This window comes from Comamonas sp., assembly GCF_036643215.1.
GTDB lineage: Bacteria > Pseudomonadota > Gammaproteobacteria > Burkholderiales > Burkholderiaceae_C > Comamonas.
Genome location: NZ_JAVXSJ010000021.1, coordinates 28,684 through 48,378 on the forward strand (window position 1 = coordinate 28,684; position 19,695 = coordinate 48,378).

16 protein-coding genes are annotated in these 19,695 nt (G+C 59.8%); 9 read left to right on the top strand and 7 right to left on the bottom strand.

All coding sequences use genetic code 11. From position 1 onward, the window contains the following. Window positions 1-22: 22 nt before the first annotated feature. The 3 genes from RSF91_RS14470 to msrA form a co-directional block, all read right to left on the bottom strand. On the bottom strand, window positions 23-2,107 hold the full coding sequence (locus tag RSF91_RS14470; protein ID WP_332569080.1) for a TonB-dependent receptor domain-containing protein: 2,085 nt from the start codon (window positions 2,105-2,107) through the stop codon (window positions 23-25). 167 nt (window positions 2,108-2,274) lie between these two features. Further along, window positions 2,275-2,721, bottom strand: coding sequence for a hypothetical protein (locus RSF91_RS14475; RefSeq protein ID WP_442878860.1), 447 nt, complete (start codon window positions 2,719-2,721; stop codon window positions 2,275-2,277). Between the two features lie 176 nt (window positions 2,722-2,897). Next, window positions 2,898-3,434: a peptide-methionine (S)-S-oxide reductase MsrA gene (gene msrA / locus RSF91_RS14480; protein WP_332569082.1), complete on the bottom strand. Its 537-nt coding sequence runs from the start codon at window positions 3,432-3,434 to the stop codon at window positions 2,898-2,900. Window positions 3,435-3,650: 216 nt separating this feature from the next. On the opposite strand from msrA, the gene RSF91_RS14485 reads away from it, so the two are divergent. The 5 genes from RSF91_RS14485 to RSF91_RS14505 all read left to right on the top strand — a co-directional run bounded on the left by RSF91_RS14485 (window position 3,651) and on the right by RSF91_RS14505 (window position 10,920). Beyond that, window positions 3,651-4,928, top strand: coding sequence for an efflux RND transporter periplasmic adaptor subunit (locus tag RSF91_RS14485; RefSeq protein ID WP_332569083.1), 1,278 nt, complete (start codon window positions 3,651-3,653; stop codon window positions 4,926-4,928). Beyond that, entirely contained in the window at window positions 4,929-8,183 is a 3,255-nt protein-coding gene (locus RSF91_RS14490; RefSeq protein WP_332569084.1) for an efflux RND transporter permease subunit, read from the top strand. A gap of 22 nt (window positions 8,184-8,205) precedes the next feature. After that, window positions 8,206-8,916, top strand: coding sequence for a protein-L-isoaspartate O-methyltransferase family protein (locus RSF91_RS14495; RefSeq protein ID WP_332569085.1), 711 nt, complete (start codon window positions 8,206-8,208; stop codon window positions 8,914-8,916). A 102-nt stretch (window positions 8,917-9,018) separates the two neighbouring features. Beyond that, window positions 9,019-9,366: a rhodanese-like domain-containing protein gene (locus RSF91_RS14500; protein WP_332569086.1), complete on the top strand. Its 348-nt coding sequence runs from the start codon at window positions 9,019-9,021 to the stop codon at window positions 9,364-9,366. Between the two features lie 84 nt (window positions 9,367-9,450). After that, window positions 9,451-10,920: a TolC family outer membrane protein gene (locus tag RSF91_RS14505; RefSeq protein WP_332569087.1), complete on the top strand. Its 1,470-nt coding sequence runs from the start codon at window positions 9,451-9,453 to the stop codon at window positions 10,918-10,920. Between the two features lie 80 nt (window positions 10,921-11,000). On the opposite strand, the gene RSF91_RS14510 is transcribed toward RSF91_RS14505, so the two are convergent. The 4 genes from RSF91_RS14510 to RSF91_RS14525 all read right to left on the bottom strand — a co-directional run bounded on the left by RSF91_RS14510 (window position 11,001) and on the right by RSF91_RS14525 (window position 16,722). After that, window positions 11,001-12,308: a 3-deoxy-D-manno-octulosonic acid transferase gene (locus tag RSF91_RS14510; RefSeq protein ID WP_332569088.1), complete on the bottom strand. Its 1,308-nt coding sequence runs from the start codon at window positions 12,306-12,308 to the stop codon at window positions 11,001-11,003. A gap of 21 nt (window positions 12,309-12,329) precedes the next feature. After that, on the bottom strand, window positions 12,330-13,718 hold the full coding sequence (locus RSF91_RS14515) for a phosphomannomutase/phosphoglucomutase (RefSeq protein ID WP_332569089.1): 1,389 nt from the start codon (window positions 13,716-13,718) through the stop codon (window positions 12,330-12,332). 218 nt (window positions 13,719-13,936) lie between these two features. Then, on the bottom strand, window positions 13,937-15,829 hold the full coding sequence (locus RSF91_RS14520; protein WP_332569090.1) for a propionate--CoA ligase: 1,893 nt from the start codon (window positions 15,827-15,829) through the stop codon (window positions 13,937-13,939). Between the two features lie 290 nt (window positions 15,830-16,119). Then, window positions 16,120-16,722, bottom strand: coding sequence for an isochorismatase family protein (locus RSF91_RS14525; protein ID WP_332569091.1), 603 nt, complete (start codon window positions 16,720-16,722; stop codon window positions 16,120-16,122). Window positions 16,723-17,188: 466 nt separating this feature from the next. Between RSF91_RS14525 and RSF91_RS14530 the strand changes: the two genes are divergently transcribed. From RSF91_RS14530 to RSF91_RS14545, 4 genes are all read left to right on the top strand, one after another. Continuing rightward, window positions 17,189-17,734 carry a C40 family peptidase gene (locus tag RSF91_RS14530; RefSeq protein WP_332569092.1) on the top strand — a complete coding sequence of 182 codons (546 nt, stop codon included), beginning with the start codon at window positions 17,189-17,191 and terminating at the stop codon, window positions 17,732-17,734. A 208-nt stretch (window positions 17,735-17,942) separates the two neighbouring features. Continuing rightward, window positions 17,943-18,194: a GlsB/YeaQ/YmgE family stress response membrane protein gene (locus tag RSF91_RS14535; RefSeq protein WP_332569093.1), complete on the top strand. Its 252-nt coding sequence runs from the start codon at window positions 17,943-17,945 to the stop codon at window positions 18,192-18,194. A 66-nt stretch (window positions 18,195-18,260) separates the two neighbouring features. After that, on the top strand, window positions 18,261-18,869 hold the full coding sequence (locus tag RSF91_RS14540) for a hypothetical protein (protein ID WP_332569094.1): 609 nt from the start codon (window positions 18,261-18,263) through the stop codon (window positions 18,867-18,869). A gap of 34 nt (window positions 18,870-18,903) precedes the next feature. Then, window positions 18,904-19,398: an EVE domain-containing protein gene (locus RSF91_RS14545; protein WP_332569112.1), complete on the top strand. Its 495-nt coding sequence runs from the start codon at window positions 18,904-18,906 to the stop codon at window positions 19,396-19,398. Window positions 19,399-19,695 lie beyond the last annotated feature (297 nt).

The window sequence follows — 19,695 nt, forward strand, 5'->3', positions numbered from 1 at the left end:
GCTAATCAGATCCTGAAAATGCTTAGAAATCCATTCTCAGCCCCACCACCAGATTGCGGCCTGTCAACGGCGCTGTGGTCTTGATGAATGAGGTGGCGGCGTAAGCCAGGCGGTTGGTCAGGTTCTGGCCCTTGACATAGAACTGCCACTGATTGCCCCCGCTTTGCCACTGGTAGCTTGCGCCCAGGTTCAGCATGCCGTAGCCAGCGGTCTGGGTTTCGTATTGAGCCGTACGGTTCTGGCGCAGCACCTGCGTCCATTCCGCAGAGGCATCCCACTTGGCGACTCGCGCATTGACACGCAAACCAGCTCGCAGCGCAGGAATGCGCGGCAAGGCCGAGCCATCTTCCAGTCGGGCGCGCACGCCATCGCCAAAAACCGTCACGCTCAGATCACGGTTGAGGCGCTGGGTGAGTTTCGCTTCCCAGCCGGTAAAGCGCGCATCGCCCTGCGTGTATTGCAGCAGTTGCAGGCCTTCATGCGCATCGAGCGTGGCGCCGTAGATATAGCCTTTGATGCGGTAGTGATAGGCGTTGAGCTTCCAGCTTGTATCGCCAGCAGTCTTGGCAAGGCCCAGGTCCAGTGCCTGCGAACGCTCTCGGGACAGGTTGGGGTTGCCAATTTCATAAGTCGCCGTCGCCATGTGCAAGCCGTTGGCAAACATTTCTTCGGCCGTAGGCATGCGGCTGCCGCTGGTGAACGAGGCTGTGGCGCTGTAGCCGGGCTGGAATTTCCAGACCGTTCCCAGCGATGCCGATGTAGCGCTGTGGCTGCGGCGTTCGTTGCTCAGTTCGGCCTCCACGCGCTGGCGGTCATGGCGCAGAGCGCCTTGAAAGCTCCAGTCCTGCCAGCGATATTCTTCGAGCAGGTACAGGCTGTTGCGCTGGGTATCGGTGGGCTGCACATAGGCTTCTTCACCGGTAGCACTGAAGCGGCGCTTGAGCGTCTGTAGTCCCAGCGTGCCACGCCATCCAGCAATTGGTTCGTGCTCCATTTCCAGGCGCAGGTCATGGGCCTTGTTTCTGAACTGGGTGGCCACGCTGCCGTCTTCAATTTCATCGTGGCGATAGTTGGTCAAGCCACCACGAACGCGCAGTGCTGCAATGCCCGCCGTGGGCTTGCGCCATTCGCCGCGCAGATCCCAGCGCTCGCTGGTCAGATCGACCACCGGTACGCTGCTGCTTTCGGCGTGATCGTGGTCATGGCCCTCACCGTCATGCCCATGGTCGCCGCAATGCAGATGATCGCCATGGGCGTGGCAGCCTTCAAAGCTGTGCTGATGACCGGGCAAGCCATACTTGGCCTGCTGGCGCGTATAGGCCAGACCCAGATAGCCCTGACTGCCCACCCAGGACAGCCCCACGCTGCCGGTGTTGCCACGGCTGAAGCTGCCCGGCACCTTGTTCTGGCCCCAACCGCTGCCCACACGGTAGTCGCCCGCATTGCGGGCCACCCCTTCGGCATGCAGCACCAACTGGCCGTTATCGTTTTTGAGCGGAGTCGCCGTTGTCAAAGAGAACGCACCGGCCGACATGCCTGCCGCCGTACCGGCCTGCACTTCGGCCGAACCTTCCACGCCCTTCTCGGGCACGCGGGTGGGAATCTTTCCATCCAGCACATTGACCACGCCGCCCATCGCACCTGGGCTGTAAAGCAAGGCGGATGGGCCGCGCAGCACCTCGATCTGGCTGGCCAGCAAAGGCTCGGTGGTGACCGCATGGTCGGGGCTGATCGTTGATGCATCGAGAAGCTCGGAGCCATCGCTGAGGATGGAGACCCGCGCACCATCCATGCCGCGAATCACGGGGCGGCTGGCACCTGCGCCAAAGTGGCTGGCATTGATGCCGGGCTCGGCCGCCAAGGTTTCGCCCAAAGTGGCGGCGCGGCGCAGGCGCAGCTCTTCTTCACCCAGCACCTGCACGGGCGTGGCCATATCGCCTGCCGCCATGCCGGTGGCGGATACCGTGACCTCGCCCAAGCTGCTCTCTTGCTGCGCCAGAACCAAGGGGGAGCAGGCCAGCAGGCCCAGCCCGGTGCTCATGAGCACAGCGGTTTGGGTCGCCTTATGAAAACGACGAGGAGAAAATTTAGAAAAACGTTGAGACATCTCAGTTCCACCAACAACCGTGCGCACGCAGGCCATCATCAGCCACGTGAAATGCGCACGGAAATTTCAATCAAAACTGGCTCTAGCGCTTATGAAGCAAGCGCTATCAGCTATCAGTTTGGGAGTTGTGGGCGTCGATACTTCTTCATGCCAAAGCATGAAGCGATCTAAGCCATGGAGCTGAGAAGTGAGGGAGGCCCACGCGCATCGAACGGCGCGGCGAAGAAGATGACTCGCGGCTCAGGCGCAAATGGTTGCGGCAGCGCAGTCGCCGGAACGGGCGCCACAAAGGCCACCACGGCTGGCGGCCCGGCATAGCCATGATTGGCTTGATCAAGCAGCTGACATTCAGCCGGGCCGTGGCCCGCGAATAGCGCATGAACCCATGACAGATCGGAGGCACAGTCACTGCGATCAGTACTCGCACTGATGCAATCCGCCCCAGAACTGACTGTCGTGGCTTGCGTCAGCAGCGCCGTAGTCGCCGCTGCATGGCCCCAATGCGGGCCGTGAGCCGCGTTTTGCGTCGCCCCCGCATGCACTGCACGGTGCATCTGCCCCAGCGCGGGGCTCAGCACCATGGCCAGCGCTAGCAGGGTCGTGAGCCAACCCATGCTCCAGCGCATCATCCAGATTTCACGCAGGCTCACGCGAGCGTCAGCACGGGCTGAGCGGCGGTGAGTACGCTGGCGAATGGGGGAGGACAAGGTCTAAAGGGCTGAAAAAGGCCGGGAACTGCGAGTTGAAACGGAACCCAACGAAAGGTTGCAGAGTGTAGCAATGTCCTCGCTCAATCCTTGAGCCAGCGCGTGAAAGCCTTTTGAAACTTCTGCACCTTGGGGCCGACGACAAATGAGCAGTAGCCCTGATTAGGGTTCTGCAAAAAGTAGTCCTGGTGGTAGTCCTCTGCTGGCCAGTACTTTTGAATAGGCTCCACCTCGGTGACGACTGGGGCATCAAACGCTTTTTCGGCCTGCATTTCATCAAGCAGTGCACGCGCTGTGGCCGCCTGCTCGTCCGTCGTGGTGTAGATGGCGCTGCGGTATTGCGTGCCCACATCGTTGCCCTGGCGGTTGAGTGTGGTCGGGTCGTGCGTGCCAAAAAAGACCAGCAGCACATCGCGCAGGCTGATGACGGCCGGGTCGAACTCCAGCTTCACCACCTCCGCATGGCCGGTCTGGCCCGTGCAAATATCGTCGTAGCTGGGATGATCCAGGTGGCCATTGGCGTAACCGCTTTCCACATCAAGCACGCCGCGCACGCGATCGAAGACGGCTTCAGTGCACCAGAAGCAACCACCGCCCAGGTAAATGGTTTCCGCAGCCATCACACATTCCTTTTTGCTAAGACCCGGTAAGCGTAGCTCAAATCAACTACCCATTTTTACCAATGACAGCGATTGCAGCGCCGCTATGCTTCACAGCGCCCACTAAACTGCTTGCTGCTCTGCAATAAAAGGGCTGCGTCCCGGTCATAGGATGCAATTGACAGTTCTCCCCGCCTCAAATCACAACAAAATTTTGCCTCTGAGGGAAGTCACACCATGAAGCGTTCAGGGCGCTGGGCCGTGGGCCTGGTCGTTATCGGCCTGCTGGCCGTCTCTGGCTGGCGCGTTGCCGTCAATCAACAGCACAAAAAACAGGCGCTTCAGACCAGCGCAGCTCCGCTGGAGCTGCCGATTCAGATCGCCGCTCAAGAAGTGCTGAGAGTGCAGCCCCGCCAGCTTGCACTGACCGTGCCCATCAACGGCGCTGTGCAGGCGGTGAATTCTGCGGTGGTGAAGGCCTATGTGGCGGGCGAGCTGCGCGGGTTTACCGTGCGTGAAGGAGATAGCGTCAAAAAAGGCCAGCAACTGGCCCGGATTGATGCCACCGAGGCCGAGGCCCGCCTGCGCCAGGCGCAGCAGCAGGCCGATGCCTCCAGAGCGCAACTGTCCATTGCCCAGCGCAACCATGACAACAACGTCGCGCTGGTGCAAAAAGGCTTTATTTCCACCACGGCGCTGGTGACGTCTCAGGCCAATCTGGATTCGGCCCGCGCCAATCTGGCCGCGGCTCAGGCCGCTGCAGATGCAGCCCGCAAGGCGGTGACCGATGCCGTCATCACCAGCCCCATGAACGGCCAGATTGCCCAGCGTTTTGTACAAAATGGCGAGCGTGTGGGCATTGAAGCCCGCATTGTGGAGGTGGTGGATACCGGGCAGCTGGAAATCGTGGCCCAGCTGGCCCCGGCAGATTCGATACAGGTACAGGTCGGCCAGAGCGCCGAGCTGCAAGTGCCCGGCGCTGCGCAGGACATGGCGCCCATCAGCGCACAGATTGTGCGCATCAGCCCCAGTGCCCAGACCGGCTCGCGCACCGTGGCGGTGTACCTGAAGGTGTCAAGTGCGGCTAACAAAAACGATAGCAGTTTGCGCCCTTCCCTATTGCCCTCGCCCCAATTGCGCCCGGGCCTGTTTTTGCAAGGCCACATCATCAGCGGCAATGCCAGCCAGCTGGCCGTGCCTTTGAACGCTGTGCGCACCGACAAACCCCTGCCCTATGTACAAGTGCTGCAAAGCGGCAAATCAGCAGTGACGGCGGCATCGCAGGCAAGTCAGACCGAACTGCTCGTGGTTCACAAAACCGTAGAGCTGGGCCGCCGCACTTCATTTGAAGGTGCAACCTGGGTACAAGTGCTCAAAGGCTTGAATGCAGACGAACAGATTCTGGCTGGCACAGCAGGTGGCCTGCGGGAAGGCACGCTGGTAGAAGTGCAGACGGCGAAGACCGATGCTGCGCCCGCTGCCGAAACCACAGCCCCCAAAGCCGAGGGTCTGTAAATGTGGTTCACGCGTATCAGCCTGAAAAACCCGGTGCTGGCCACCATGCTCATGCTGGCCTTTGTGGTGCTGGGCGTGTTCTCTTACCAGCGGCTCAAGGTTGACCAGTTCCCCAATATTGAGTTTCCGGTGGTCGTGGTGACGGTGGCCTACCCCGGTGCCTCGCCCGAGATTGTGGAGAGCGAAGTCACCAAGAAAATTGAGGAAAGCGTTAACTCGGTTGCCGGTATAAACACCCTCACCTCGCGCAGTTACGAGGGAACCAGCGTCGTCATCATCGAATTTCAGCTGCATATCGATGGCCGCCGCGCCGCCGATGATGTACGCGAGAAGGTGGCGGCCGTGCGCCCCACGCTGCGCGATGAGGTGAAAGAGCCCCGCGTCATTCGCTTTGACCCGGCCAGCACCGCCGTATGGTCACTGGCCGTGCTGCCAGACCCCCATGCTCTGAATGGCCAAACTGCACCGGGCGGCCAGAGCGTGACGCCGCCCGATGCCATTGCCCTGACCAGCTGGGCCGATCAGGTACTGAAAAAGCGCCTTGAAAACGTACGCGGCGTGGGCGCGGTGAACATGGTGGGTGCCACCCAACGCGAGATCAACATCTATCTGGACCCGCAGGCGCTGGAGGCCTACTCCATCACGCCCGATCAGGTCGCTCAGGCCGTGCGAGCCGAAAATCAAGACCTGCCCGTAGGTGCCATCCGCTCCAAAACGCAGGAGCGCGTGGTACAGATCGACGCACGCATACAGCGGCCCGAGGATTTTGCCCGCATCATCGTCGCCCAGCGTAACGGCGCGCCGATTCGCGTAGGGCAGCTGGCACGTGTGCAAGACGATGCACAAGAGCTGCAGACGCTGGCGCTTTACAACGGCAGCCGCACCCTGCTGATGTCTGTGCAAAAAGCGCAGGACGAAAACACCATTGAAGTGGTGGATGGCCTGAACGCCGCCATCAAGGCCATGGGCCCCGAGCTGCCGCCCGGCGTGCGCCTGCAGGCCATTGCCGATAACTCCCGCGCCATTCGCGTGGGGGTAGACAACGTGCGCCAGACGCTCATCGAAGGCGCTGGGCTCACGGTGCTGATCGTGTTTCTGTTCCTTAACTCGTGGCGCTCCACCGTGATTACGGGGCTGACGCTGCCGATTGCACTGATCGGCACATTCTTGTTCATGTACTGGTTTGGCTTTTCCATCAACATGGTCACGCTGATGGCGCTGTCGCTGTGCGTGGGCCTGCTGATCGACGATGCCATCGTGGTGCGAGAGAACATCGTGCGCCATGTGCAGATGGGCAAGTCCGCCTATCAGGCCGCGCTGGAGGGCACGCAGGAAATCGGGCTGGCGGTGCTCGCCACCACACTGTCCATCGTCGCAGTGTTTCTGCCTATCGGCTTCATGGGCGGCATCATCGGCCAGTTTTTCCATGAGTTCGGCATCACCATCGTGGCGGCGGTGCTGATCTCCATGTTTGTGAGCTTCACGCTGGACCCCATGCTCTCCAGCGTCTGGCATGACCCTGCCATTCACGCCCATGGGGAGCATGGCAAAAAAGGCCTGTACGACAAAACACTGGGTCGGGTCACTGCCTGGGTAGAGCGCAGCAGCGACAAACTCTCGGACTTTTACCAGTCCATCCTGCGCTGGGCGCTGCGCCGCAAGCTGCTGACGCTGTTTCTGGCACTCATTATTTTCATAGCAAGCATCGCACTTGTACCCTTGCTGGGCACCGAATTTGTGCCCAAGGCCGACTTCTCCGAAACGCAGGTCAGCTTCAACACACCCGAAGGCTCGTCGATTGAAGCCACTGAAGCCAAGGCCAAGCAAGTCAACGACGTGCTGCGCGCCCTGCCCGAGGTGCGCTATACGCTGACCAGCATCAACACTGGCAATGCCAACGGCAAGAACTACGCCAGCATTTATGTGCGCCTAGTAGACCGCAACCAGCGCAGCCGCAGCGTGGATGAACTCTCGGCCCAGTTGCGCACGCAGTTGCACGCGATTGCGGGCATCAAGGTCACCCATGTGGGCCTGCGCGAATCCGTGGGTGGACAAAAGCAGGTGGAGTTCTCGCTCATGGGACCTGATCTGGATGAGCTGGCTCGCCTGAACCGCATCGTCCAAGAGCGTATTCAGAGCATTCCGGGCCTGGTCGATCTGGACTCCAGCCTCAAGCCCAACAAACCCATGGTCAACATCGAGGTTCACCGCGATCAGGCGGCTGATCTGGGCCTGTCGATCGGCAGCATGGCCGGTGCCCTGCGAACCTGGGTCGCAGGCCAGACTGTGGGTAACTGGCGCGCCAGCGATGACCAGACCTATGACGTCAACGTGCGCCTGACGCCCGAAGCCCGCACCACGCCGCAAGACCTGGAGCGCCTGCCCTTTGCCCTGTCCGCCAGCGATGGCAGCACACGCATCGTGCGCCTGAACCAGGTCGCCAGCGTGGTGGACAGCACCGGCCCCAGCCAGATCAACCGCCGCAACCTGAACCGCGAAGTCGCCATCAACGCCAACGTCTACCAGCGCAGCACGGGCGAGGTCAGCGCCGACATCAAAAAGGCGCTGGCCACCATCCCCATGCCGCCCGGCTACAGCTACCAGTTCAGCGGCGCGGCCAAGAACATGGAGGAGTCCTTCAGCTACGCCATCTCGGCGCTGGTGCTGGCCATCATCTTCATCTACATGATTCTGGCCAGCCAGTTCAAGAGCTTTCTCCAGCCTCTGGCGCTGATGACCTCGCTGCCGCTGACGCTGATTGGCGTGGTGCTGGCCTTGATGATGTTTGGCTCGGCCCTGTCCATGTTCTCCATCATTGGCGTTGTCATGCTGATGGGCCTGGTCACCAAAAACGCCATTTTGCTGGTGGACTTTGCCATTCGCGCTCGCGAGGCACACATCGACCAAGCCACAGGCCAGACCACGCCCGGCCTGCCTCGCAGCGAAGCCCTGCTGCTGGCCGCACAGGTGCGCCTGCGCCCTATTCTGATGACCACGCTGGCCATGATCTTCGGCATGGTGCCGCTGGCCTTTGCCGTGACCGAAGGCTCAGAGCAGCGCGCGCCTATGGGCCAGGCCGTGATTGGCGGGGTCATTACCTCATCGCTGCTCACGCTGGTGGTAGTGCCTGTTGTGTACTGCTATCTGGACGATTTTTCGCAGTGGCTGCTCCGTAAATGGTCTGGCACCCCCTCAAAAACCGATGAGCCGCCGCACGAAGCCTCTGAGGCTCGTAGAATCGATGGTTTGTCTTGATAAGTCTTTCCCCGGAGATACCATGGCCCTGCCAATGAATGCCCAAGTGAACCCGAGCGACGTGCACGCGCAGGCTCGTTTCAACATGATCGAACAGCAAGTACGCCCCTGGAACGTGCTGGACGAGGCTGTGCTGGAGTTGATGGGCAAGATCCACCGCGAAGACTTTGTGCCGCCCGAATACGCCAATCTGGCCTATATGGACATTGAAGTGCCTCTCAAGAGCAACGCCGAAGAATGCGCTGCCAAGGGTTGGCACATGCTGGCGCCCAAGATCGAGGCCCGCATGCTGCAAGACGTCAAGATCCAGCCTACTGATCGCGTGCTTGAAATCGGCACCGGCTCTGGCTACATGGCTGCCCTGATGGCCGCACAGGCCAAGGAAGTCGTGACGCTCGAAATCGACCCCGAGCTGGCTGAAATGGCCCGCGAAAACCTGCTGAGCGCTGGCGTCAAGAACGTAGAAGTCAAGCTGGCTGACGGCGCAACCAACTCTCTGGCACAAGGCACGTTTGACGTCATCATGCTCAGCGGCTCGGTCGCTCAAGTGCCCGAAGCCCTCTTCGCCCAGCTCAACGCCGGTGGCCGCATTGCCGCTATCGTGGGCCACATGCCCGTGATGCGCTTCACGCTGGTGACCAAAAACGGCGAAAACTACGAAGTCAAGCAACCCTGGGATACCGCTGCATCGCGCCTGGCGAGCTTTGAAGAGCCTTCGCGCTTTTCGTTCTAAAACGCGCATGGCGTTCGCCCTTCCCGATCTCTTTCGGGCAGGGCCTGTATTCAGATCAAGGTTGAGCGTCACAGAAAGCGCTCAGCCAGCAGGAGTTTTTGTATGTTGACTCAGGTTTTGCCCGCACAGTTTCAGCAATGGCTGGCTACTCATGCCGACAATGGCGTCAAGCCCGTGGTGCTGGATGTTCGCGAGCCCTGGGAAATTTCTCTGTCCAGCATCCAGCCCGGCGAAGGCTTTGAGCTGGTGTGCATTCCCATGCACGAAATTCCCGGCCGCCTTCAAGAGCTGAACCCCGACCACCCCATCGCCTGCCTGTGCCACCACGGCGCACGCAGCATGAGCGTGGCCGCTTTTCTGGTCAACAACGGCTTTGAAGATGTCTACAACATCACTGGCGGCATTGATGCCTGGTCGCTCAGCGCCGACCCCAGCGTTCCCCGCTATTGATGCGATGAGCTGAGCGCCCCCGGCCCTCAGCTCCAGCCCTGTTGAGTTTCGTTTTTTGATAGAGACCGTCCAACCCTGACATCTATGACCAAGCTGCTCCGGCCCCTGCAAGCCCCCTCCGTCCACGCGATGCGTGCTATTTCTTTGGGAGTTTTGCTGGCATGGATCAGCGCACAGGCTCAGGCGCAGACGCTGTCAGAGCTGGTGATGCAAGCCCGGGGCTATGACGCATCATGGCAAGCCCAGCAGGCTGATGCCCGCGCAGCCGCTAGCCGTGCCGATCAGGCTTTGTCTGGCCTCTTGCCCAGCGTGGGTCTGTCTGCTGGTGTGAACCGCACACATACCGAAATCAACCTGCCGCAGGTCAACACCAGCGTCAACAACTCTGTGCAGAACCTGCAGCTCAGTGCTCAGCAGCCGCTGTACCGCCCGGCCAACAAGATCGCCTACGAGCAGGGCCAGCGCGGCGTAGATGTGGCGCAGGCCCAGATCGACAGCGCTTCGCAAAACCTGATCGTGCGCGTGGCGCAGGCCTACTTCGACGTACTGGCCGCGCAAGACAATGTGCAAGTGGCCCAGTCGCAAAAGCAGGCCATCAACACCCAGCTGGAAATGGCCAAGCGCAATTTCGAGGTCGGTACCGCCACCATCACCGATTCGCGCGAAGCGCAGGCACGCTTTGATCTGGTCACGGCGCAGGAGATCGCCGCGCAGAATGATCTGCAGGTCAAGCATGTCGCACTTGACCAACTGGTGGGCCGCGTCGGCACCATTCCCACTCGCCTTGCTGCGCCACTGACTTTGCCAAAAGTCACGCCAGACAATATGCAAAGCTGGGTCGATACCGCATTGGCCAGCCAACCCCAGCTGCGCCAGGCCCAGCTGGCACTGGACATTGCCCAGCTCGATACGAAAAAAGCCGAAACCGGCCACAAGCCAACCGTCGACCTGCAGGCCGGCTATGCCGTCAATCGCTACCCCAATGGCTTTATGACCCCCAGCCTGCCCGCTGGCACGCGCACCAACTCCGCCCAGATTGGCGTGGTGATGAACATGCCGCTGTTTGCAGGCTTTGCCGTACAAAACCGCATCAAGGAAACCGTGGCGCTGGAAGACAAAGCCCGCGCCCAGCTCGATGATGCACGCCGCAATGTGCAGCAAGGCACGCGCACAGCGTTCCTTGGCGTGCAATCGGGTCAGGCACAGGTCAAAGCGCTGGAAGCAGCTCTGGCCTCCAGCCAGAGCGCACTGGAAGCCAACCGCATGGGCTATGACGTCGGCGTGCGCATCAATATCGACGTACTCAACGCCCAGAGTCAGGTCTACCAGACCGAGCGCGATCTGGCCACGGCCCGCTATCAGGTACTGCTGGGCCAGTTGAAGCTGCGGCAGGCCGCAGGTGTGCTGACGGACGATGACCTGCGCATGATTGATGCACTGACGCGAGTGCCTGATCTTGCACCCGCAGCCGCAAAGCCCGTGGCTGCAAAACCCGTAGCAACAACGGCGCCTCAGCCCCAAGCAAAAAACATCGCCAAAACTGCCAAGCGCTAAATCGTTTCAGCGCTCCAAACAAACAAGGGCTTGAAGTCATATTGACCTCAAGCCCTTGCTACATATGCGCTAGAAGCTCTTTATTCAGGAGCATTCATCAGTTCAATAACAGCCTGTGCCGTGGCGGCAGCTGCACCGCGATTGCCTTGCATCATCTGCTTGCCGCTTTGTCTGGCGGCATTCAGGCGCTCAGGATCGGCCACCAAGGCCAGCGCCTCGCTCAAAGCGCTTTTCATATCGGCCACACGCAATGCAGCGCCTGCCTTCACCGCTTCTTCGGACGCCTGACTGAAGTTAAAGGTATGCGGCCCCAGCACCACCGGCGTGCCACAGGCCAGTGACTCGATCAGGTTCTGCCCACCCAGCGGCGCAAAGCTGCCCCCCATCAGGGCCAGATCAGCCAGCCCAAAGTACAACGGCATCTCACCCAGCGAGTCGCCCAGCCAGATGGCGCCATCCTGCACCGGCGGCTGCTCTCCCCACTGACTGCGCCTGGATACGGTAAATCCAGCATCCACCACCTCTTGCGCCACTGTCTCAAAGCGCTGCGGATGGCGGGGCACAATCAGCCACTGCGCAGCCTCCAACGCTGCGGGCTGCTGTTTGAGCTGCTCCAGCAGCAGTGCCTCTTCGCCCTCGCGGCTACTGGCGAAAAGCACGACGGGCTTTTGCCAGCCTTGTCGCCAGTGGGCTGCGCGGCCCAGTTGCGCTTCATCCGGCTGCACATCAAATTTGAGATTGCCCAGCACGGCACTGACCCGGGCACCCACGTTGCGCAGGCGGCGGGCATCCTCCTGCGTCTGCGCCCAGACAGCTGCCAGTGCGCCATAGGTGGGGCGCGAAATCGGATCCATTCGCCGCGCGCCCTTCTCGGATTTTTCATTGAGCCGGGCATTGGCCAGCGCCATGGGAATGCCCGCATTGGTGCAATTCGCAATCAGATTGGGCCAGATTTCGGTTTCCATGAGGATGCCGAGTGCCGGCCGAAACTGCGTGATGAAACGCTGTGTCGCACCCAGGGTGTCCCAGGGCAGCCAGACCTGAACATCGCCCGTTTGCAACAGTTTTTTTCCCTCTTCCCTGCCTGTGGCCGTATTGTGGGTCAGCAGCAGGCGCATGCCAGGCAGCCGCTCGCGCAGGGCCTGAACCAGAATCGCGGCGGCGCGGGTCTCGCCCAGCGACACCGAATGTATCCAGACCCACTGGCCACGCCCGTCCTGCCCAATAGTGGGCGGCTGGTAATGGCCAAAGCGCTCTGGAACCGCTACCGCATAGCCCGGCTCGGCCACAGCGCGGCGCCTCAGCTTGCGGCGCAACAACGGCTGCGCGGCCCACGCCAGCAGGCTGAAAAGCCCACGGGCAAAGGTCATGCGAACTTTTTTGGCCATGCGCAGCGTCGCTCTCTGGGGTCAGTGCGCGGCCGAGCCGACTTGCGCATCGGGCTTGACGCGCTTGAGCAAAGCCAGCATCTTCGCTTCGATGCGGTGCAGCGCTTCTTGCGTCTGACCTTCAAAACGCAGAACCAGCACGGGCGTGGTGTTGCTGGCGCGAATCAGGCCAAAGCCGTCGGCCCAGTCCACGCGCAAGCCATCAATGGTGCTGACCTGTGCGGGGGCTTCAAATTCCGTAGCCGCCAGAGCCTGCAACTCGGCCGCCAGACGATGGGGTTCACCTTCTGCGCAGGCAACATTCAGCTCGGGTGTTGAGAAGCTGGTGGGCAGCGCGTTCAGCAAGGCGCTGGGGTCGGTTTCGCGGCTGACAATTTCCAGCAGGCGGCTACCGGCGTAGGTGCCGTCGTCAAAACCGTACCAGCGCTCTTTGAAGAAGATATGGCCGCTCATCTCGCCACCCAGTGGCGCGCCCAGCTCTTTCATGCGGGCCTTGACCAGCGAGTGGCCGGTCTTGAACATGACGGGCTTGCCGCCAGCGGCTTCAATCTCAGGGGCCAGACGCTGGGTGCACTTGACGTCAAACACGATGGAGCCGCCGGGCACGCGCGAGAGCACGTCTTTGGCGAACAGCATCATTTGGCGGTCAGGGTAAATGTTCTGGCCGTCCTTGGTCACAATGCCCAGACGGTCACCGTCGCCGTCAAAGGCCAGACCCAGCTCAGCACCGGTGGTCTGCAAGGCCTTGATCACATCGCGCAGGTTCTCGGGCTTGCTGGGGTCGGGGTGGTGGTTGGGGAAGTTGCCATCCACCTCAGAGAACAGCTCGACCACCTCACAGCCCAGCTGACGGAAGATTTCGGGGGCAGAAGCACCGGCCACGCCGTTACCGCAGTCCACCACAATCTTCATGGGGCGGGCCAGCTTCACGTCGCCCACGATGCGCGCGGTGTAGTCAGCCAGCACATTGGCTTGGCTGATCTGGCCAGCCCCGGTAATCGTCCAGTCTTCAGCGTCCATCCGCACGCGCAGCGCCTGAATTTCGTCGCCGTAGATCGCGCGGCCACCCAGAACCATCTTGAAGCCGTTGTAATCCTTAGGGTTGTGGCTACCCGTTACCTGAATGCCGCTGGTGCACAAGGTAGCTGCTGCGTAGTACAGCATGGGGGTGGTGGCCAGACCGATATCGATCACGTTCACGCCCACATCGGTCAGGCCTTGCATCAGGGCTGCCGACAGCGATGGGCCAGACAAACGACCATCGCGGCCCACGGCCACGGTTTTTTCACCCGCGACCAGCGCTGCCATGCCGAACGCACGGCCAATGCCGCGCGCGACTTCTTCAGTCAACGTGGACGGCACGATGCCGCGAATGTCATAAGCCTTGAAGATGGAAGATGCAACTTGCACGATAGGACTTTCTTGAAGTTTTCTAATTCCATAGCGCCCAGCACAAGTCTGTGCGGCGTAACCCGTCGATTTTAGGCCGCAAACAACAAGGCCCGAGCGTGATGGCATCGGGCCTTGTTGTCAAAGATCCCCCTGAACCGCTTCGCGCCTTCCCCCTGAAAGGGACGGCGGCCCTTGATGACCGCCCCTTTCTTTGGCGCTTCAGCGGACCGCAGAAGTTACAGGCGCTGCTGTACTTGCTCCAGAACCGCAGGGTCTTCCATCGTGCTCAGATCGCCGGGATCACGGCCCTCCGCCACGGCCTGAAGGGCACGGCGCAGCAGTTTGCCGCTGCGGGTCTTGGGCAGCGCCGTTACAAAAATCACGCGTGATGGGCGGGCTACCGCGCCCAGTCGCGCATCGACCAGTTTCATCACATCGGCTTCCATCGCCTTGCTGCTTGCTTCATCAGCGACCACGCTGGCATCACGCACTACGCAAAAGGCCAGAGCAGCCTGCCCCTTGAGGGTATCGGCCACGCCCACCACAGCCACTTCCGCAATCTGGGCGTGGGCAGAAATGCTCTCCTCAATTTCACGCGTGCCCAGTCTGTGGCCGGCCACATTGATCACATCGTCGGTTCGGCCCAGGATGAAGTAGTAACCCTCTTCATCGCGAATACCCCAGTCAAAGGTGTTGTAGATCTGACGGCCCGGAATGCTGCTCCAGTAGGTGCTGACAAAACGCTTGTCATCGCGCCAGACGGTTTGCATGCAGCCGGGCGGCAGCGGGCCTTCAATCGCCAGCACGCCTTTCTGGTTCGCGCCCGTCAACTCCTCGCCCGTTGCATCGTCAATCAGCTTGACGTTGTAGCCATAGACCGCCTTGCCGGGGCTGCCAAAGCGCGTCGCTTGCTTCTCCACGCCGTTGCACAGCGTCATGATGGGCCAGCCAGTTTCGGTCTGCCAGTAGTTGTCGATGATGGGCTTTTTGATGGCGGCGCTGATCCACGCGGCCGTGGGCTCATCAAGTGGTTCCCCCGCCAGCCATAAGGCCTTCAAGCTAGAGATGTCATAGCGCGTCAGATATTCGGCGTCATGCTTTTTCAGCACCCGGATTGCCGTGGGCGCCGAGAACATGTGGGTGACTTTGTACTTCTCGACAATGCTCCACCAGATGCCTGCGTCCGGGCGAATCGGCAGGCCTTCATATAGAACCGTCGCCATGCCCGCAATCAGCGGCGCATAAATGATGTAGCTGTGACCCACCACCCAGCCAATATCGCTGGTACAGAAAAAGGTCTGACCAGGTTGCCCATCAAAAATACTGGGCATGCTGGACGCCAGCGCAACGGTGTATCCCCCCGTATCGCGCTGCACGCCCTTGGGCTTGCCAGTGGTGCCGCTGGTATAGAGCGTGTAGCTGGGGTGAGTCGATTCGACCCAGACACAATCGACCTTGGCATTCAGGTGCTGAGCACGCAGACTGGCCCAGTCATGGTCGCGCCCCGTCTGCATGGGCATATCAGCCAGGCCACGGTTGACCATCAGCACGCCCGCAGGCTGGTGCGTGGATTGCTTGAGCGCCTCGTCCAGCAAGGGCTTGTACGCCACCACTCGGCCACCGCGCGAGCCAGCATCAGCGCTGATGATGACCTTGGGCTCTGCATCATCAATACGCGAAGCCAGTGCCCCCGAGGCGAAGCCGCCAAACACCACGGAGTGGATAGCCCCCAGACGTACGCAGGCCAGCATCGCAAAGCAGGCCTCGGCAATCATGGGCATGTAAATCTGTACGCGGTCGCCTTTTTGCACACCCAGCGCTTGCAGAGCAGCAGCCATGCGGTTGACCTCGGCGTGCAGTTCGCCGTAGCTGTAAACCTTTTCGGAATTTGTCTCGGTAGAAATTGCAATCAGCGCGTTCTGGTCGGCGCGCGCGGCCAGATGGCGATCGATGGCGTTGTGGCAAAGGTTTGTCTTGCCACCCACAAACCATTTGGCAAATGGCGGATTGCTGTAGTCGCAGGTCTGCTGCGGTTTTTGCTGCCAGTCGATCAGCTCAGCCTGCTCGGCCCAGAACTGGTCTCTATCCTCAATGGAGCGACGGTAGAAATCTTCGAAACGCATACTCATGAATAGGTCTCCTTGGCTTTCCATCCATTGCAGAAAGCCTTCTGAATTCATAATTATTCATAACGCGCTTGCCTAAGACTGACAACTCATAACAAGCGCTACCCATCTCCATTGAACTTCTATCGCCGCAAAACCGCCAGAAGGTATTTCCTTTATTGCGGCCTCATCCCATCCGGCAACTCTTGGCGACGCTAAGACAAGCCTTGATAGGTCGCTGTTTCACAGAAACTTCCACCCAGAAACGACAAAGCGCCCTGAAGGCGCTTTGTTATTTTGATAGCTGGAGCCGCTTATTTGACAAGGGCCAGCATGTCCTTGAAGGCTGGGTCTTCACAGGTACGCAGCCACTCAAACAGCACCATCTCCGTCGTCACCAGCTCAGCACCGGCACCGGCCAGGCGGTCAAACGCGGCATCGCGGTTGCGCTCTGTGCGCGAGCTGCTCGCATCGGTTACCACCCAGACGTCGAACTCTTCTTCCAGCAACTCCAGAGCCGTCTGCAGCAGGCAAACATGGGTTTCGCAGCCGGCAATCACCACCATATTGCGCTCAGGCGCTTGCTCCTGGGGCTTTTGCAAATGCTTGGGCAGGCTGCGTGCATTGCCGCCCTGTGGCTTTGCGGGGGGGCGCAGCCATTCGCCCAAGCCTTCAGCCACAGCGCTGAAGTACATCTTCTCAAGTGTCTTCTTGCACAGCGACTTGAGTTCCGCATCATTGGCACCCAAACGCGACGGGTTCTGCTCTGTACCCCAGACCGGCACATCCAGCAACTCGGCCATCTTGGCCAGCTTGACGGCGTTGGACAGCACTTGCTGACCTTCATGGATGACGGGCATGAGCTTGTCCTGGTAGTCCACCAGAACCAGTTGCGACTCAGAAGCTTCTAACAACATGGCAAATCTTTCTCAAAATAATTTGGCTGCCGCACGGCAATGTGCATGTGCACATTCCTGCGGCAGTGAGGAGCAGAGGGCAGGCACTTTCAGCACTCCCGCCATCTGCCAGCAATGAATGCCGCTATTGTCGCTGCAAGCCGCCGCCAAGGCAGTGAAACAGGCATTGCAGCGAGGATTTCAAGACATAGCACGAAATCATCAGCACCCACTCCGCAGTGACCAGAACAGGGAAAATACGCAGCCCAACTCGCTACAAAATTAAGAGCAAACTACGCAATAAGCTTATGCGTAAAGTTCATTTACTGAGGGAGATCAAAAACCAGGTCAGAAACTTGGAATTAAAGTCCCTATCCTACAAATGAACGTGTTACTCTCAGCCCCCATGTCCAGATGGCTTATTGCACTTCTTTTTGTCGGCGTTACTTCCGCGCATGCTGCGCCCAGTGAACAGCGTGACGACGACATGACCCAGTTGCTAGTCAACCGCGGTCTCATCACCCAGTTACGTGAAGCTCGCCACACCGTGGCCGAGAAGACGACTGACTTCGTGCGTGAAGCACGCCAGAACGTGGCCGAAAAAACCTCCGACTTGGTGGTGACGGCCATGGGCTTCCTTGGCGTGCCTTATCGCCTTGGCGGCACCAGCGCTGAAACCGGCTTCGATTGCAGCGGCTTTGTTCGCGCAATCTACTCCCAGACCATGGGCAAGATGCTGCCACGCGTCTCTGCTGAACAGGCCAACGCCACTCAGCAAATTGACCGCAGCGACCTCAAGCCCGGTGATCTCGTATTCTTCAACACCATGCGCCGCACTTTCAGCCATGTCGGCATTTATGTGGGCGATGGCAAATTCATCCACGCCCCGCGCACAGGTGCCAGCGTGCGTGTAGAAAGCATGCAGACCTCTTACTGGGCACGCCGCTTTGATGGCGCCCGCCGGGTTGAAGGTGCTGACGCATCGGCCACCACGGCTGCGGCTTACAGCGCCATGTCGCCCATACAGCCCTGATTACTTAGCTCTGATTTTTCAGCGCCATCTACAAAACGCCTGCTCCTGCAGGCGTTTTTGCTTTGTAAAGCATCTTGTGGAGACAGGCCTTGCGCCAATAATCTGTGAAAGAATCAAACCCGCGTGGACATGCAATGTCGTCCGACAAGATTGCTGTACGCAACCGCGTAGAGTGATTTCATATTGAAATAATCTAAAGGAATTAACCATGGAGATTATCGGCACCATCATCGTAGGTCTTATCGTTGGCCTGATCGCCCGGGCCATCAAGCCCGGCAATGACAGCATGGGCTGGATCATGACCATTTTGCTGGGTATCGTGGGCTCGTTTGTGGCCACTTATCTGGGCTCAGCCCTGGGCTGGTACAAGGCCGGCGAAGCCGCTGGCTGGATTGCCTCTGTCATTGGCGCAGTGATTCTTTTGTTTATTTATGGCATGGTGCGCAGCAAGGCCAAATAATCGCGTTGAAAAAACCAAGGGGGCTGACAAGCCCCTTTTTTCATTTCCATCATCTCTTTATCGATCATGTGGAAAAAAGATCCAAGCTTCAGAAATCTGTCTGCAACAAGAACGGCTCGCAAGGATGTCGCACTGGCCGCAGACCGTGCACGCAAATTACTGAGAAAACGCGCTCTCATCAGCGCTGCGGCCAGCAGCCTGCCTGTGCCCGGGCTGGACTGGGCCACAGATGCAGCCCTGCTCTCGCGCCTCTACCCGCGTATCAATGCAGAGTTTGGCCTGACACCGGAGCAACTGGACCAGCTCACCCCTGGCAAGCGCGAACAGGTACAAAAAGCGATTGCCATGGTGGGCTCCGTTTTGATCGGCAAGTTCATTACACGCGACATGGTGCTGCGCCTGACCAAGGTCATTGGCCTGAGACTGAGTACCAAGCAAGCCGCCAAATATGTACCGCTAATAGGTCAGCTCGCTGCCGCCTCCATTGGCTATGCCACGCTGCGCTATCTGGGCGAGCGGCATATTCAGGACTGCATACGCGTGGTGGAGCAGGCTGAGCTGGAGATACCCGAGCGCTGGCTGGATACCAAAAACCTGCTGCAGCGCAATAGCGACCTGGTTCGCAGCTGGCAGCAAAATGACAGAGGTCCCTGGCAACGCCAGTCCAAGGATTAAGCGTTTTATGCTGTCTGTACCCGACAATATCTCCATGAACGACAGCAGCACCACACCTAGCAGCCAGCGTTACTGGCTCATGAAAAACGAGCCTGACGAATACTCGATTGATCACGCTCTGGCCGCGCCCGCGCAGACCATTGCCTGGAACGGCGTGCGCAACTATCAGGCCCGCAACTTCATGCGCGACGATATGCAGGTGGGCGATGGCGTGCTGTACTGGCATTCGAGCTGCGCCGAGCCCGGCATCTATGGCATCGCCCGCATTGCGGGAAACCTGCGCGTGGATCCCTCGCAATTCGACCCCGCCGACCCGTATTACGACCCAAAGTCCCCGCAAGACAAGCCGCGCTGGCTGATGCTGGATGTGCAAGCCCTGCGCAAAACCCGCCCTTTGCTGATTGCCGAGCTGCGCGAGCACCCTGAACTGACCGATATGCGCGTGCTGCAAAAAGGCAACCGCCTGTCCATCACACCCGTGAGCGAAGCCGAATGGCAGTGCATTCTCGGCCTGCTTGAGGGGCGCTAGCCCATAGCAGCTTGCTAGCGCTCTATTAAAGCTCTTTAATTCATAGCAGATAGCGCTTATTCCGCCTTAATTTGAAGGCAATTTCACTGCATATTCACACCCTGCAAATCAAAGGCCGATAATGTCGCGTTTTTCGCGCGGGCGGGACTCGCAAAGTCTGGCCCGGCGCGAAAGCCAAGAACGGCGCCCCACTTCGGGGTGCGCCAAACCATAGACAACAATGTGATCGCCGCCTTTGTGCAGCGCTCATGCGCAGGCCGGGGTGGAAACAGCCCGGCACTCTTGTTCTTGAGAAGG